The sequence below is a fragment of the Streptomyces sp. NPDC111520 genome (assembly GCF_055635295.1).
Genome location: NZ_JBVKBW010000026.1, coordinates 72771 through 88740, shown reverse-complemented (window position 1 = coordinate 88740; position 15970 = coordinate 72771). Strand labels below are relative to the sequence as shown.

The 15970-nt window shown below is 72.2% G+C and carries 11 protein-coding genes, 1 rRNA gene and 1 pseudogene; 6 read left to right on the top strand and 7 right to left on the bottom strand.

The window, feature by feature from the left end:
* A 5S ribosomal RNA gene (rrf, locus tag ACZ7MY_RS38365) occupies positions 1-76 on the top strand; the annotation flags it as partial.
* A 149-nt stretch (positions 77-225) separates the two neighbouring features.
* Here the strand turns inward: rrf and ACZ7MY_RS38360 are convergent.
* The 5 genes from ACZ7MY_RS38360 to ACZ7MY_RS38340 are packed head-to-tail and all read right to left on the bottom strand — an operon-like array spanning position 226 to position 5658.
* Positions 226-1536, bottom strand: a complete 1311-nt coding sequence (locus tag ACZ7MY_RS38360) for a DUF58 domain-containing protein (RefSeq protein ID WP_499609712.1) — start codon at positions 1534-1536, stop codon at positions 226-228.
* 18 nt (positions 1537-1554) lie between these two features.
* Positions 1555-2523: an AAA family ATPase gene (locus tag ACZ7MY_RS38355; protein WP_499609710.1), complete on the bottom strand. Its 969-nt coding sequence runs from the start codon at positions 2521-2523 to the stop codon at positions 1555-1557.
* On the bottom strand, positions 2520-3746 hold the full coding sequence (locus ACZ7MY_RS38350) for a DUF4350 domain-containing protein (RefSeq protein ID WP_499609709.1): 1227 nt from the start codon (positions 3744-3746) through the stop codon (positions 2520-2522). The genes ACZ7MY_RS38355 and ACZ7MY_RS38350 overlap by 4 nt, the downstream gene beginning before the upstream one ends.
* Positions 3743-4399, bottom strand: a complete 657-nt coding sequence (locus tag ACZ7MY_RS38345) for a DUF4129 domain-containing protein (protein ID WP_499609708.1) — start codon at positions 4397-4399, stop codon at positions 3743-3745. The genes ACZ7MY_RS38350 and ACZ7MY_RS38345 overlap by 4 nt, the downstream gene beginning before the upstream one ends.
* Before the next feature lie 5 nt (positions 4400-4404).
* Complete coding sequence (locus ACZ7MY_RS38340; RefSeq protein WP_499609707.1) at positions 4405-5658, bottom strand: DUF7847 domain-containing protein; 1254 nt, start codon at positions 5656-5658, stop codon at positions 4405-4407.
* A 143-nt stretch (positions 5659-5801) separates the two neighbouring features.
* On the opposite strand from ACZ7MY_RS38340, the gene mtnA reads away from it, so the two are divergent.
* Positions 5802-6932: an S-methyl-5-thioribose-1-phosphate isomerase gene (gene mtnA, locus ACZ7MY_RS38335; RefSeq protein WP_499609704.1), complete on the top strand. Its 1131-nt coding sequence runs from the start codon at positions 5802-5804 to the stop codon at positions 6930-6932.
* Positions 6933-7280: 348 nt separating this feature from the next.
* On the opposite strand, the gene ACZ7MY_RS38330 is transcribed toward mtnA, so the two are convergent.
* Positions 7281-9557 carry an FG-GAP repeat domain-containing protein gene (locus ACZ7MY_RS38330; RefSeq protein ID WP_499609702.1) on the bottom strand — a complete coding sequence of 759 codons (2277 nt, stop codon included), beginning with the start codon at positions 9555-9557 and terminating at the stop codon, positions 7281-7283.
* Between the two features lie 129 nt (positions 9558-9686).
* Positions 9687-9806: pseudogene (locus ACZ7MY_RS38325) on the bottom strand (helix-turn-helix domain-containing protein); the annotation flags it as partial.
* A gap of 281 nt (positions 9807-10087) precedes the next feature.
* Between ACZ7MY_RS38325 and mtrA the strand changes: the two are divergent.
* The 4 genes from mtrA to ACZ7MY_RS38305 all read left to right on the top strand — a co-directional run bounded on the left by mtrA (position 10088) and on the right by ACZ7MY_RS38305 (position 15573).
* On the top strand, positions 10088-10777 hold the full coding sequence (gene mtrA, locus ACZ7MY_RS38320) for a two-component system response regulator MtrA (protein WP_078620260.1): 690 nt from the start codon (positions 10088-10090) through the stop codon (positions 10775-10777).
* 28 nt (positions 10778-10805) lie between these two features.
* A complete protein-coding gene (mtrB, locus tag ACZ7MY_RS38315; RefSeq protein ID WP_499609700.1) occupies positions 10806-12764 on the top strand; it encodes an MtrAB system histidine kinase MtrB in 1959 nt (652 codons plus the stop codon).
* The gene (locus ACZ7MY_RS38310) at positions 12764-14596 is read left to right on the top strand and encodes an LpqB family beta-propeller domain-containing protein (protein ID WP_499609699.1); all 1833 of its coding nucleotides are present in this window, start codon (positions 12764-12766) and stop codon (positions 14594-14596) included. The genes mtrB and ACZ7MY_RS38310 overlap by 1 nt, the downstream gene beginning before the upstream one ends.
* A gap of 209 nt (positions 14597-14805) precedes the next feature.
* On the top strand, positions 14806-15573 hold the full coding sequence (locus ACZ7MY_RS38305) for a ComF family protein (protein ID WP_499609717.1): 768 nt from the start codon (positions 14806-14808) through the stop codon (positions 15571-15573).
* Positions 15574-15970 lie beyond the last annotated feature (397 nt).

The following is a 15970-nucleotide window of genomic DNA, read 5'->3' as shown; positions in this document are numbered from 1 at the left end:
GAACCCGGAAGCTAAGCCTTTCAGCGCCGATGGTACTGCAGGGGGGACCCTGTGGGAGAGTAGGACGCCGCCGAACAATTTTTAGCCTCAGCCCCTGAGTTGATACTCGGGGGCTGAGGCATTTTTGCGTTCACCACCCGGTCGCCCGTGCTCGGGTGTGAGAGGCCCCTGCGCGTAAGCAGGGGGAGGCGAAACTCCTCTTGCCCCCTTCACCCCCTCCGTCCGCTACAGCCGGCCGGCGGCCTTCAGGGCGAGGTAGGCATCTGCCAGTGCGGGGGCGATGTCGGCGGGCGGGGCGTCGACGACGGTGATGTTGTGGCGGGAGAGGCGCTGGGCGACGCGTCGGCGTTCGGCGCGTGCCTGCTCGGCCGCCGCGGCCGCGTACACGGCGTCGACGCTGCCACGGCCCTGTGTCATCTCTTCGATGCGGGGGTCCGCCACGGAGGCGATGAGGACGTTGTGGCGGTGGGTGAGCTGGGGCAGGACGGGCAGCAGACCCTCTTCCATCGGTGCGGCGTCGAGTCCGGTCAGGAAGACGACGAGGGAGCGCTGCGTTGCCCGTTGGAGCACCGTGGAGACCATGCCGCGGGCGTCGGATTCGACGAGTTCGGCTTCGAGCGGCGCCATGGCGTTGACGAGCGCGGGGAGCATGTCGCGCGCGGCGCGGCCCTGTACGGAGGCCCGCACGCGGCGGTCGTAGGCCAGGAGGTCGACGCGGTCGCCCGCGCGTCCCGCGAGGACGGCCAGCAGCAGGGCGGCGTCCATGGCGGCGTCGAGGCGTGGGGCGTCCCCGACGCGGCCGGCGGCGGTGCGGCCGGTGTCGAGGACGATGAGGATGTGGCGGTCGCGTTCGGGGCGCCAGGTGCGGACGGCGACGGTGGCCCGGCGTGCGGTGGCCCGCCAGTCGATGGAGCGGGTGTCGTCTCCGGGGATGTACTCGCGCAGCGAGTCGAATTCGGTGCCCTGGCCCCGGACGAGCACGGATGTGCGTCCGTCGAGTTCGCGCAGGCGGGCGAGGCGCGACGGCAGGTGCTTGCGGCTGTTGAACGGCGGGAGCACCCGGACGGTCCAGGGGACGCGGTGGGAGCCCTGCCGGGCGGCCAGTCCGAGGGGGCCGTAGGAGCGGACGGTCACGCGTTCGGCGTGCCGGTCGCCGCGGCGCGTGGGGCGCAGCACGGTGGTGACTCGTCGGCGTTCGGAGGGCGGGACGGTGAGCCGGTGGCGTGAGGCGGCGACCTCGGTACCCGGGTACCAGCTGCTGGGTGGCCAGGCATCGCGGAGGTGGGCACGGAGCGGGCGCCGGCTGGGGTTGGTCACGGTGAGGATGACTTCCGCCGTGTCCCCGAGTCGAACTGATGTCTCACCGGATCGGGTGAAATGGAGCTTTCTTACTGGCGCGGCGAGCGCGAGGTCGCACAGAATTCCGAAGAGAAGGACGCCTTCGACGAGCAGGATGCCGTTCCAGCCGGGGAGCAGCAGGCCGACGGCGAGGGCGCCCAGGGCGGCCAGGAGGGCGGTGCGTCCGGTGAGTGCCATGGTCGGTCGTCGCCCGTCTCAGCGCGGTACGGGGACGCGGGCGAGGACCGAGGTGATGACCGAATCGGGTGTGGTTCCCTCCATCTCGGCTTCGGGTCGCAGCTGGATGCGGTGCCGGAGCGTGGGGAGGGCGAGGGCCTTGACGTCGTCGGGGATGACGTAGTCGCGGCCGGTCAGCCAGGCCCAGGCGCGGGCGGTGGCGAGCAGGGCGGTGGCTCCCCGGGGGGAGACGCCGAGGGTCAGAGAGGGGGATTCACGGGTGGCTCGACAGATATCGACGATGTAGGCCGTGATGTCGGCGGTGACCTGCGTCTTGGCGACGGCGGCCCGGGCGGTGTCGAGGTCGGCGGTGCCGGCGACCGGTCGCAGACCGGCGGATTCCAGGTCCCGGGGGTTGAAGCCGTCGGCGTGACGGGTGAGGACGTCGATCTCGGTCTCACGGGAGGGCAGCGGCAGGATCAGCTTCAGCAGGAAGCGGTCCAGCTGGGCTTCCGGGAGCGGATACGTGCCCTCGTACTCGACGGGGTTCTGGGTCGCCGCGACGAGGAACGGCTCGGGAAGTGGACGCGGGATGCCGTCGACGGACACCTGGCGCTCCTCCATGGCCTCAAGCAGGGAAGCCTGGGTCTTGGGCGGGGTGCGGTTGATCTCGTCGGCGAGCAGCAGGTTGGTGAAGACGGGTCCCGCCTGGAAGGAGAACTCGGCGGTGCGGGCGTCGTAGACGAGGGAGCCGGTGATGTCGCCGGGCATCAGGTCGGGGGTGAACTGGACCCGCTTGGTCTCCAGCTGGAGGGAAGCGGCCAGGGCGCGCACGAGGAGGGTCTTGGCGACTCCGGGGACGCCTTCGAGGAGGACGTGGCCCCGGCAGAGCAGGGCCACGACCAGGCCGGTGACGGCGGGGTCCTGGCCGACGACGGCCTTGGCGATTTCGGTGCGCAGGGCCTCCAGGGAGGCACGGGCGCTGTCGGCGGTCGGGGCGGCGCTCACGGGGTGGCTTTCCTCTCGTGGAGAAGGACGCGGCGTTCGAGTGCGTCGAGGTCGTCGGCGAGACGCAGCAGGGCCGCGTCGTCGGGGGGAGGCGGACCGTGCAGCAGGCCGTGCGGGTCGGCGGCGGGGTCGTCGAGCCGGCCAGCCACCGCGGTGGCCAGGACGCCCGGGTCATGGGCCTGGGACGGGGGGACGCCGACCAGCGGGGCCAGTCGGTCGCGTGCGGCGGTGCGCAACACCTCGGCGGCACGGCCTCGGGCTCGGCCGTGGCGGTAGAGACGGGCGCGTCCCTCGGTCGCCTCCGAGGCGCGCACGGTGGCGGGCAGCCTCTCGGCGACGACGGGGCCGAGGCGCCGGGCACGCCAGAGAGCGGCGAGGGCGGCGGCGATGAACAACTGGAGGACGGCCCAGCTCCAGCCGTCGGGGATGAGGTCGAGGAAGCTTTCCTGACCGCCGCCGAAGGCGGAGGAGTCAGTGAGTGAGGGGAGGTACCAGACGAGCTTCGGGTGGGCGCCGAGGATCTGCATGGCGAGCGAGGCGTTGCCCTGCTCGGCGAGGTTCTCGTTCTGCAGCAGAGTGTGGGTGCCCAGGACGACGGTGTCGCCACCGTCGGGGGCGGGGAGGCGCAGGAGGGTGAAGTCGCCCGCGGCGTCCGGGTAGCAACGGTCGGCGTTCCGCGAGGACGTCGTATAGCTGCCGCCTCCCGTCTCGGCGGCGCCGGCGGTGCGGGCGGCGGACAGACCGCAGCCCGGTTCGAGGACGCGGACGGGGACGGGTCCTGTGTAGCGGACGCCAGGGGCGAGCCGCCCGATGGAGGGCTCGCCGGGGGCGAGGAGGACGACGCGGCCGCCGGAGCGCTCCATCGCGTCGTGCACCGCGCTCTGCTGACGCTTCGTCAACAAGTCAGGCACGGTCACGAGGAGGGTGGTGTCGGGACCGGCGGTGGCCACGGCCGCGTCGGTGGTGGTGACGACCGTGGTGGTCACACCGTGGTCCCGGAGGAGTTGAGCGACGGCCCGGCTGCCGGACGGGTCGGGAGAACGGGGGTCGAGTGCGTCATGGTTCTCACCGGAACGCGCGGCGGCGTAGAGGGTGCCGAAGACGATCAGGGCGAGGAGCGCCGCGAGCAGGCCGCGCGAGCGGGTCCACAGCTGGCCGGCGGTGGGGGAGGCCGAGGTCGTGGGCGGGGCGGGCACCTGCGCCGGAGAGAGGGTGTCGGTCACGGACGGGAACCTCCGGTGGCGGTTCCGCTCTCGGTCAACCGGGGCTTGGTGCGCTGCACTTCGGTGTCGAGTTCACGCAGGGCGGCGTAGGCGTCCGGGGTGCCCGGGCGGTCGCCGTAGGTGACGTCGTCGAAGACGCGAGCGGCGTCCGCGAGGCGGCCGGCGAGACCGGGGAGGGGGCGGCCCGCTTCGGCGGCGGCCTCATCCGCGGTCCGGCCGGGGCGCGGGTCGAGCAGGGCCCGTTCCTCCAGGGAGCGCACGATCGCGCGCATCCTTTCCTGGACGGCGGGGCCCCACCGACCGTGGTGGGCGTGTTCCTCGGCGGCGGCCCGGTGCTCGCCGGCGGTCCGCGGGACGTCGGCGAACAGCCCGCCGCCCGTCATGGATTGGGCGCGCAGCTTGCCGAGCCGCAGCCGCAGGGCGACGACCAGCAGCACGACCACGACGATGATCGTCACCAGACCGGCGGTGCCTCCGGGGGTGGCCCCGGAGGCGGCGTCCATCAGGTGGTCGAATCTCTCCCAGAGCCAGTTCAGGGCACGTTCGAACAGGCTCGGGTCGTCGTGGTGGTAGATCCCCTTGGACAGTTCGTCCTCGGCGGCCTCGCGGGCGGGGCCGCGGGGAATGGTGACCGGTACGTCGTCCCCCGACACCGGCGTCAGCCCCCGGTGGGCGTGCTGTTGCCGGCTGCGGTGCCCCCGCCGGGGGCGTCGGTGGAGCCGGGGACGCCCGCGGCCCGGGCGAGTTCGATGTCGAGGGCCTCACGGCGGATCCGCTGATCCATGTAGAGGAGGGCGGTAACCCCGGCCTGGATGGGGAAGGTGATGGTGGATCCGATGACGGCACCGATGCCGATGACGATCAGATACGTCCAGCCCAGACCGGCCTGGTCGCCCGAGGCGAAGGCCGACAGGCCGTCGCCGCCGGCGAGCATCCCGACCACCATGAAGGGAACCTGGATGATCGACGAGACGATGTAGACGAGGATCATGGTGAGCAACTGGATGCCCAGAATGCGCCACCACGAGCCCCGGACCAGTTTGACCGACCGGGCCATGGACTTCAGGACGCCCTGCTTCTCCAGCATGAGGGCAGGCGAGGAGAGACTGAAGCGGATCATCAGCCAGATGACCACGCCGAGGGCGACCACGCCGCCGAGGAACGCCAGGCCGACACCCGCGGCTGTGGCGCCGCCGACCGCGACGAGGACGCCGGGGACGATGCCGATGGCGAAGATCCCGCCGCCGATCAGGCTGAGCAGCAGCGTCAGTCCCAACAGGCGCGGCAACTGGCCGCGGGCGTCCGACCATGCCTCGCCCAGTGTCACGCGGTGGCCGAGCACGGCCCGGCTGATGACCATGGTGAGCATCGCCGTGGCGATCACCGATCCGAGCAGGCTGATGACGATGGCGAGCCCCGCGGCGGCCAGGGTGCCGCCGACGGCGTTCATGATCTCGCTGAAGGAGAGCTCGGAAGGTTCGTCCAGGGAGTTCAGCGTCGCGTTGTCGTTGAGCATGAAGCCCTGGAGCAGCAGCATCGCGCCCTCGGTCAGCAACGAGACCGCGAGGGCGATCGTGAGCACGGTGCGCCAGTGGGCGCGCATCGTCGAGACCGCACCGTCGAGGATCTCGCCGATGCCCAGCGGCCGCAGCGGGATGACACCGGGCTTGGGCGACGGCGGGGCTCCCCAGTGCGGCTGCTGCCAGCCGGAGGGGGCCGGGCTGCCCCAGACCGGGCCGCTGGGCGGGGGCGGGGCACCCCAGCCGCCGGTGGCCTGCCACTGGCCGGCGGGCGGCTGCTGCTGGGACCAGTTCTGCGGCGCAGCATCCTGCGGCGTGCCGGGGCCGTCGGTGCGGCCCGGATCGCCGGAAGGTGAGGATCCGGGCGAGGCCCAGCCCGGAGAGTCGTTCATCGTCGCTCCTTCGTTACTGCGCTACCTACCCGTCCAACGGCGGGACGGTGGCCATCGTGCCATGGGTGCAGCGGGCGTGTACCTGCGGATGCGGAGTGCCGCAACCGTTCAAAACGTGCTGCCGTTCACGGCAGACTGAGCAGATGGGTGATCAGCACGTGGTAACTCTGGCCAATGATTCCAAGGGCAATCCCGACGAGCCCCTGCCGGCGCTGCGGTGGGAGGAGCCGCCGGAGGGGCCCGTCCTCGTCCTCCTCGACCAGACCCGGCTGCCCGCCGAGGAAGTGGAACTGGTCTGCACCGACGTCCCCGCCCTGGTCGAGGCCATCCGCGGCCTCGCCGTGCGCGGCGCCCCGGTGCTCGGCATAGCGGGCGCCTACGGCGTCGCCCTGGCCGCCGTACGCGGCTACGACGTGGACGACGCCGCCGAATCCCTCGCCCACGCCCGGCCCACCGCCGTGAACCTCGCCTACGGCGTCCGGCGGGCCCTGGCCGCCTACCGGGCCGCCCTCGCCGGCGGAGGCGACCCCGAGCGCGCCGCCGCGGCGGCCCTGGCCGAGGCCCGCAGCCTCCACGCCGAGGACGAGGAGGCCAGCGCCGCCATGGCCCGCCACGGCCTCCAGCTGCTCGCCGAGCTCCTCCCCGGCGGCGGCTACCAGATCCTCACCCACTGCAACACCGGCGCCCTCGTCTCCGGCGGCGAAGGCACCGCGTTCGCCGTCGCCCTCGCCGCCCACCGCCAGGGCCAGCTGCGCCGCCTGTGGATCGACGAGACCCGCCCCCTGCTCCAGGGCGCCCGCCTCACCGCCTACGAGGCCGCCCGCACCGGCATGGCGTACACCCTGCTCACCGACAGCGCCGCCGGCTCACTCTTCGCCGCCGGCAACGTCCACGCCGTCCTCATCGGCGCCGACCGCATCGCCGCGGACGGCTCCGTCGCCAACAAGGTCGGCAGTTACCCGCTCGCCGTGCTCGCCCGCTACCACAACGTGCCCTTCATCGTCGTCGCCCCCACCACCACCGTCGACCAGGGCACCGCCGACGGCTCGTCCATCGAGATCGAACAGCGCCCGGGGCATGAAGTGACCGAATCGGCCGGGAACCCTGTGGCGCCGCTCGGCACCCAGGCGTACAACCCTGCGTTCGACATCACACCCGCGGCACTGATCACGGCAATAGTCACCGAAAACGGCGTGGTTTCGCCGGTCACGCCCGATGCCCTGGCAGCCTTGTGCCCGTCTCGTGCTCCCGGTCACGATCAGGTATTGGGATGATCCCGGGCTGAAGCATGGAAACGGCCCCCTGACCTGCGACGATTCGCGGGCCAGGAGGCCGTGACATCCACAGCTGACATCAGTCGGGCTGATCGGCGTCCTCACGGGTGACGCTCCGCAACGACTTCATTCGTTACGAAAACGTGTCGGTCCGGGTCATCGAACCACGGCCGTCCAGCCGCCGAGGCACGCTCCCGAAGCCACGTCGTGCGCATCCGTTGCCGGCGCAGCGGGGCGATGCATTGCGGCGGCAGCGGTAGCGGAGCTTTGGACGTCTCGGTCTTGGGATCCCCGTCGATCGTGCCGACGTTCCGTCAGAACAGGGTCACCGGATGGAGGCCGACGTCGTCAGAAGACTGAGTTGACGGGTGCAGAGTCCGAGAGCAGGTTGCCCGGGGCAGCGGGCTTGAACGGGACCGCCGTGTCGCCGGTGCCCTCGTAGAACTTGGCGCCCGAGGTTCCGACCGCGTAGAGATCGGCCCGCCCGTCGCGGTTGGCGTCGCCGATGCCGACGAGGTGGGTGAAGACGCCCCAGCCTCCGCCGATCCGCGTGCGCGGGGCGAAGGTGCCGTTGCCCTTGCCCTCGTAAAGCCACAGGACGCCGGCCTTGTCGCGGGCGACGAGGTCTCCGGCGGAGGTTCCGGTGATGTCGCCGGTGGCGGTGAGCTGGTTGTAGATCGCCCAGCCCGGGCCGATCTTCTTGCGGGCTGCGAACGGCGCACTCGTGCTGCGCGTGCCCTTGTAGAACCACAGGCCGCCGGCGGCGTCGGTGGCGAGGAGGTCGGACTTCCCGTCGCTGTCGAGGTCGCTGCCGCCGGTCATGTTGTTGTAGATCTGCCAGCCGCTGCCGATTTTCGTACGGCCGGCGAAGTTGCCCTTTCCGTTGCCCTGGTAGAGCCACAGCACGCCGGCCTTGTCACGGGCGACAAGGTCGCCGGCGGGGCTGCCGGCGATGTTCCCGACGGCCTCCAGCTGGTTGTAGATCTGCCAGCCGCCGCCGACCTTCACCCGACCCGTCGCGTACGGCTGCGGCGCGGACGCCACCTTGACCGAGTCGTCGCGCCACAGCACGCCCGCGGCGTCACGGGAGAGCAGGTCCGGTGTGCTGTTGTCCGTGTAGTCGTGCAGGCCGGTCGTGCGGGTGACCTTGAAGGTGCCGGTCTGCGCGACGTCCGGACCGATGCCGTTGAGCGGCGAGGCGGTGAAGTTCCATGCGTAGTCGCCGCTGGGCGCGAACTCCTTCATGCCTGTGGCGTTGGGGAGCATCCCGTCCCAGCGGAAGTCGACGGATCCCATGCCCTCGTAGGTGGCCGCCTGCGCGAAGTCGTACCGCACGCTGCGGCCCGTGCTGACATGACGTACCGTCACGGAGCCCTTGGCGTTGGTCCGGGAGAGCACCCAGCGGAGCAGGGCCTGACCGCTGTTCTTGTCGAGGTCGACGACCGGGGGCGTGGCCGCGGTGTGCAGCGTGAGCACGGTCGGCTCGCCGGTGCTCGCGATGAGCGTGGCGGTGGGCTTGCCGTCCGCGCCGAGTGCGATCCGGTAGACCCCCTCGCCGTGGGCGACCGTACCGCCGCGCACCAGGAGCGCGCCGTCGGCGGTGGGGACGGTGGACGAGGCGTGGTCGAGGAGTTTGACCGTGGATTCGTCGACGAGGTTTACGGCACTGAGGGCGAAGCGTGGGGACGCTTCGGTCGCGGCGCCGCCGCCCGGAGCCGCGTACGTGACCCAGTCGCCCAGGACGCCGATGTGCGGGCGGGCGGAGTTGCCCAGGTCGGCCGCTTCCGCGGCCGGCGTGCCCCCCGAACCGTCGCGGGTGGCGTACATGAGCTTGGCGTGCGTGGACGTCGGGGCGTCGACCCAGACCCAGCGGTCCCCGGAGAGGGCCGTGTCGGTGTCGTACGAGGACACGCCCACCTCGCGCTTCTCGACGACGGAGGCGGTGGCGACGTCCACGACGGCGAGGTAGGAGCGGTCGGTGTCGGCATCCGCCGAGACGTACCGGACGAGCGCCGAGCTGTCCGACAGGGCCTCGACGCTCTGGACCCTCGAGTTCGGCGTGAGGCCGGTCACCTGCCGGTTGCTGCTCGCCTGGTTCCCCTCGCCGACCAGACGGAGCCGGCCCACCTTGCTCTTGCTGTCCCAGGACGAGAAGACGAGAGTCCTGCCGACCACGCCACTCCAGTACAGCCGGGTGTCGGTCTGGTTGACGACCACGGGGTCGCTGCCCGGCGACGTCATGTCATGGAGCAGGTACCGGGTCGTGCCGTCCTCCTTGGCGACGACGGTGTCGGAACCGCCGCCGCGGTACCCGCTGCTCCACTCCGGGAGGTTTGTGGTGGTGCCGTCGACGGTGCTGGTCCAGCGGTAGTACGTGTGGTCCCATCGGCGCTCCACCGACAAGAACCCGGTCGGGCCGACACTGAGGATCTGGTCGGTGCGGGGGATGGAGATGACGCCGTCGACCGTCGCCTGCGCGTGGGCGGGTCCGGCGCCCGCGGCGACGGCAGCGGTGGGCGTCGCGGCGATCGCGGGCGCCGTCGCGACGCTCGCACCGACGGTCACGGCCAGAACGGTGGCGACGGCCGCGACCAGCTGATGTCGGGTGGGACGAATGCGGGTCAAAGCGGGTTCCTCTCAAGCGACCGGGCGCCCACCAGGGGCTGCGCGCCCGGTCAGACCCTTGATCACGTCAGAAGGTTGTGCCGGGTGGCGATGTCGGCAGGCCGACGGAGGTGTCGCTCAGGCGAGGTGGTCGTACCGGCGCTTGGTGCCGTCGAAGTACACATCGACGCGCAGACACGCCAGGTGGTTCGACAACCGGGTGCGGGAGACGCCGAGCGCCTCGGCGAGGTCGGCGGGGTGGGCCGGGGCTCAGGCAGTCCTGGATGGATGTCGGAGTGCGGCCGGCGAGCGGATGAGCAGGAACCCCCTCAAAGTGACCTTCGTCAGGGGAGAAGGGCTTACGGCCCATCGCGCAGGTCAGCATGGACCTGGCAGTGTGTTCACTGTCCGGAACCAGGTGCCCGGGGCCGACATCTGTGCCTGACATCGACGGCTTTGAACATCCCAGTTCAACGGCGGATGCCAGTGGACGGAGATCACGGGGGAGTGACGACAAACACCATGGTCAAAGCTATCGATGCGAAAATGGGATGATGGTCGCTATGAAGGGACGCGTCCTGGTCGTCGACGACGACACCGCACTGGCAGAGATGCTCGGCATCGTGCTGCGCGGAGAAGGTTTTGAGCCGTCGTTCGTGGCCGACGGTGACAAGGCCCTCGCCGCCTTCCGAGAGACCAAGCCCGATCTGGTCCTCCTCGACCTCATGCTCCCCGGACGGGACGGCATCGACGTATGCCGTCAGATCCGGGCCGAGTCCGGGGTCCCCATCGTCATGCTCACGGCGAAGAGCGACACGGTCGACGTCGTCGTGGGCCTGGAGTCCGGCGCCGACGACTACGTCATCAAGCCGTTCAAGCCCAAGGAGCTCGTCGCCCGCGTGCGGGCCCGGCTGCGCAGGGCCGAGGAGCCCACCCCCGAGCAGCTCACCATCGGTGACCTCGTCATCGACGTGGCGGGCCACTCGGTCAAGCGGGACGGCCAGCCCATCGCGCTGACTCCCCTCGAGTTCGACCTGCTGGTCGCGCTCGCCCGCAAGCCCTGGCAGGTCTTCACCCGCGAGGTGCTGCTCGAACAGGTCTGGGGCTACCGGCACGCCGCCGACACCCGCCTGGTCAACGTCCACGTCCAGCGGCTGCGCTCCAAGGTCGAACGCGACCCCGAGCGCCCCGAGATCGTGGTGACCGTCCGCGGCGTCGGCTACAAGGCCGGACCCGGCTGAGGTGGCCACCGCGTACGAGCGTGAGCGGATGGAGAGCCGGCACGCGGACCCCCTGACGGGTCTGCTGCCGGTACTCCGCTCGTTCGTGCGCTGGGCCCGGCGGCCGCTCCAGCCCGCCGTACGGCTCTGGCGCCGCAACATCCAGCTGCGCGTGGTCGCCACCACCCTGCTGATGTCCCTCGGTGTCGTCCTGCTCCTCGGCGTCGTCGTCATCGGGCAGGTCAAGAACGGACTGCTCGACGCCAAGCGGCAGACCGCCCAGAGCCAGGCCGTCGGCGGCTTCGCCGTCGCCAAGGAGAACGCCCGCAACGTCACCGGCAACGGCGACACCGACGCAGGTGCCGACGGGCACAGCCAGACCGACACCGCCACCTGGCTCAACAACCTCGTCGAGAACCTCGCCAGCAGCGGCCAGGGCGTCTACTCCGTCGTCGCCCTCAGCTCCGCCCAGGAGCAGCCCACCAGCGTCGGCGTCGACAGCCCCGGCACCCACGCGCCCCGCGGCTCCGGCGGCGTCCGGCCCGAGGAGAGCGTCCCCGCGGACCTGCGCAAGGCACTCGACGAGGAATCCGACGTCTTCGAGCGCTACACCTCGATGAAGAGCGACAGCGTCCCCGACGGAGAGCCCGCCCTCATCGTCGGCCAGCGCCTCAGCGACCCCAACGGCAAACCCTTCCAGCTGTACTACCTCTTCCCCTTCGACCAGGAGGAGAAGACCCTCGGCCTGGTCAAGGGCACCCTGGCCACTGCCGGGATCTTCGTCGTCGTCCTGCTCGGCGCCATCGCCTGGCTCGTCGTCCGCCAGGTCGTCACCCCCGTCCGCATGGCCGCCCGGATCTCCGAGCGCCTCGCCGCCGGACACCTCCAGGAGCGCATGAAGGTCACCGGCGAGGACGACATCGCCCGCCTCGGCGAGTCCTTCAACAAGATGGCCCACACCCTCCAGGTCAAGATCCAGCAGCTGGAGGACCTGTCGCGGATGCAGCGCCGCTTCGTCTCGGACGTCTCCCACGAACTGCGCACCCCGCTGACCACCGTCCGCATGGCCGCCGACGTCATCCACGAGGCCCGCGAGGACTTCGACCCCGCCACCTCCCGCTCCGCCGAACTGCTGCAGAACCAGCTCGACCGCTTCGAGTCGATGCTCTCCGACCTGCTGGAGATCAGCCGCTTCGACGCGGGCGCAGCCGCCCTCGAAGCCGAGCCCATCGACCTGCGCGACGTCGTACGCCGCGTCGTCGACGGCGCCGAGCCGATAGCGGAACGCAAGGGCAGCCGCATCGTCGTCCACGGCGACGAACAGCCCGTCACCGTCGAAGCCGACGCCCGCCGCGTCGAACGCGTCCTGCGCAACCTCGTCGTCAACGCCGTCGAACACGGCGAGGGCCACGACGTCCACGTCCGCCTGGCCTCCGCAGGAGGCGCCGTCGCCGTCGCCGTACGCGACTACGGCGTCGGCCTCAAGCCCGGCGAGGCCACCCGCGTCTTCAACCGCTTCTGGCGCGCCGACCCCGCCCGCGCCCGTACCACCGGCGGCACCGGACTCGGACTGTCCATCGCCCTGGAGGACGCCCGCCTCCACGGCGGCTGGCTCCAGGCCTGGGGCGAGCCCGGCGGCGGCTCCCAGTTCCGGCTGACCCTGCCCCGTACCGGCGCCGACAGCCTGCGCGGCTCACCGATCGCCCTCGAACCCGAGGACTCCCGCCGCAACCGCGACCTCGCCACCGCGCTCTCCCACCGCGGCATGCCCGCGGGCGCCACCGCGCTCGACGCCGTCACGCCCCCGGCCCCCGCACACCACGGTTTCCCGGCGCCGCGCTTCGCCGCGCCCGCCATCCCCTCCATGCCGTTCACGCCGCCGCGGCCCCCCGCCGCCGACCCCGCCGCTCTGCCCGGCAACGGCGCACGGGTCGTCGGGCACCGCGCGGGCGGCGGCACGGTCACCCATCCCACGACAGAGGACGAAGCGCGGGAGGACGACGACTGATGCGCGCGAAGGGGGGCGGCCTGCGCAGGCCGGCCGTTGCAGGCCTGCTCCTGAGCGGACTCGTGCTGCTCACGGGCTGCGCCTCCATGCCCAGCGGCGGCGAGGTGCACAAGGTCGGCGGTGAGAAGCACGCCGACACCGACCCCCAGGTCCGGGTCTTCGGCGTCAAACCGCAGGGCGGCGAGACCCCCAGCGAGATCGTCAGCGGCTTCCTCGAGGCCACCACCAGCGACGAGGCCGACTACGACACCGCCAAGCTCTACATGACCAAGGACCAGGGCAAGCGCTGGAAACCCGGATCGGGGATCACCGTCCTCTCCGGTGCGCTCTCCCAGCTGCAGGAGCCGGGCACGACGGCCGACGGCAAGGACGGCGACAGCACCCAGATCACCCTCACCGGCGCCAAGGTCGCCACCGTCGACGACCGGCACGCGTACCACGCCGAGAACGGCACCTTCAGCAGCGGCATACGCCTCACCAAAGAGGACGGCGAATGGCGCATCGCCGGCGTCGCCGACGGCCTGGTGCTGAGCGAGGCCGACTTCCAGCGCTTCTACCGCTCCGTCGACACCTTCTACTTCGCCGCCCCCGGGCCGGGCGCCAAGGACGCGGCCGCCAGCCGGGACGCCCTCGTCGCCGACCCGATCTACCTGCGCAAGCGCATCAACGCACTCAGCAACGCCGTCAACGCCCTGCTCGCCGGGCCCACCGACTGGCTGGAGCCCGTCGTCGTCTCGGCGTTCCCCACCGGGATCCGCGCCGAGGAGGTCGAACTCGACGACTCCCAGCGCGTGACGGTCAAGCTCAAGGGATCCCCCGGCGGCGACGGCACGCGCTGCGAACGGATGGCCGCCCAGCTGATCCAGACCATCCAGGGCATGTCGTCCACGCCCGTGCCCTCCGTCGCACTCCAGGCACCCTCCGGCCGCACCTTGTGCACGCTGCAGCGTGACGAGGCCCGCCGCGCCTACGCGCCCGACAAGCTCGTCGGGGAGAGCAAGGAGCAGTACTACATCGACGCGGAGCACCACCTCGTCAGCTTCGACAGCACGGACGAGACCCCGCTGCCCGGCGAGGTCGAGGGGCCGCTCGGCGCCGGGACGTTCAAGGTCGGCTCCGCCGCCGTACGGCGCGACGAGCAGTACGCCGCCGCCCTCAGCGAGGACGACGCGAGCCTCTACGTGACCGGCCTCAGCGCCGACGCCCAGCTCGGCCCCGTCGTCCTGCGCAGCCAGGCCACAGACCCGAAGAACCGGCTGACGACCCCCAGCTGGGACGGCTACGGCGACCTGTGGATCGCCGACCGCGACCCCGCGAAGCCGCACCTATACATGCTGCCGGACGGCGCAGGCGACCCCGTGCCCGTCGACATGCCGGAGCTCGGCGACGGGCGCATCGAGGCGCTGCGGGTCGCGGCCGACGGCGTGCGCATCGCCCTGCTGGTGCGCGCCGGCGACCACACCACGCTGCAACTCGGGCGGATCGAGCGCACCGGTACCGCCGGCGACCAGAAGATCACGGTGGCCGGGCTGCGCAGCGTCGCACCGCAGCTCGAGGACGTCATAGCGGCCTCCTGGGCCGGCTTCAGCCGGCTGGTCGTCGTGGGACGCGAGGCCGGGGGAGTGCCGCAGATCCAGTACGTGGACGCCGACGGCTCGGGAACGTCCTCGTCGAGCCTGCCGGGCATCAGCGGCGTGGTGTCGGTGGCCGCCTCGGAGCGCCAGGACCAGCCGCTGCTCGCGGAGCTCGACGGCGGCGTCTTCCGGCTGCCGCCCGACTCGAACTGGAAGGAAGTCGCGGGCAAGGGCGGCTCGCCCGTCTACCCGGGCTGACCGGCGGTCCCCGGCACGGACTTCCTGCGCTACGAGCAGGGGCGCGGGGCTCCGCGCGCCGGGCCTGGCGCCGTGGGGCCGTGCGGGGGAGGGTGCGGCGGGAAGTTATCCACAGGCTGGGGACGGGGCTGGTGGTCGTCGCGAACTCCCGGCATCGTTGAGTCATGCGCGGAGCACGGGGAAGGCGGGGCCTGCGGTGCGGCCGCGCGGTGCGCTCATGGTGGCGGGAGATCGCGGGGCTGCTGCTGCCGGCCGAGTGCGCGGGCTGCGGGGCGCCGCGGACCGTGCTGTGCGAGGAGTGCGGTGCCGCGCTGCACGAGCCGGGAGCGCGGGAGGTCCGGCCGGACGCACCGCCACCCGGGCTGCCAGCCGTGTGGGCGTCGACCGTCTACGCCGACCAGCCGCGCGCGGTGCTGCTGGCGCACAAGGAGCGCGGCGCCCTGGGCCTGGCGCGCCCGCTGGGCGAGGCGCTGGCGGGGGCGGTCTACGCAGCGGTGCGGGGAGGGGGAGGGGGTGGGGCCCCCGAGACGCGGCACCGGCAAGACGCCCTCCCCGTCCCCCCGCCCCTCGCTCTCCCCCCGGTACTCCTCGTCCCCGTCCCCTCCTCCCGCCGGGCGGTCGCCGCCCGCGGCCACGACGCGACCCGCCGCCTCGCCCTCGCCGCCGCCGCGGACCTGAGGCGGGACGGGCTGTCCGTCCGGGTGGCGGCGGTGCTGCGGCAGCGCCGGGCGGTGGCCGACCAGTCGGGGCTCGGCGCCCGGGCCAGGCCCGCGAACCTCGCCGGCGCCCTGACCGCCGTCCGCGGGGCGGGCCGTCTCCTGCGGACCGCGCCGGTGGTGCTGGTGGACGACCTGATGACCACCGGCGCCTCGCTCGCCGCCGCGGCCCGCGCGGTCGAGGACGCAGGGGGGCAGGTCATGGCCGCGGCGGTGGTCGGCGGACCGGCGCCGCTGCGCCACACCGCGGGCCGGCGGTAGCGCCCGGCACCCCCACGGCGGCCCGGCACCCGGCGACGGCCGCGGTCCGAACCGCGGCCGGCAAGGCGGCCCGCACCACGCCGGACCGCGGCCCGGACAGCGCGTGAGGACAGGCCCGCCGGGCGGCCGAACGGGCGGTCGAAAGGCAAGCGGAATCCGAAGGTCAGGGCCGATCTCGCAGGTGGCGCAACGGTCATTTCACCCGAAGGGAGGTATAGCGCATCTGGGGGTGCCGACCCCGGGTCCGCGGGTCTATGTTCGGTGGTGAGGGGCGGCGGTGCCCATGGTGGGCCGCCGTTTCACGGACCGCGAGACGTGGTTCACCCACGGTTCAGTGGGTGAAGATCTGTCTCGCGGGGGAGGAGGAGGTGAGAGTCGCGGCTTCGCCGCCCGGAAG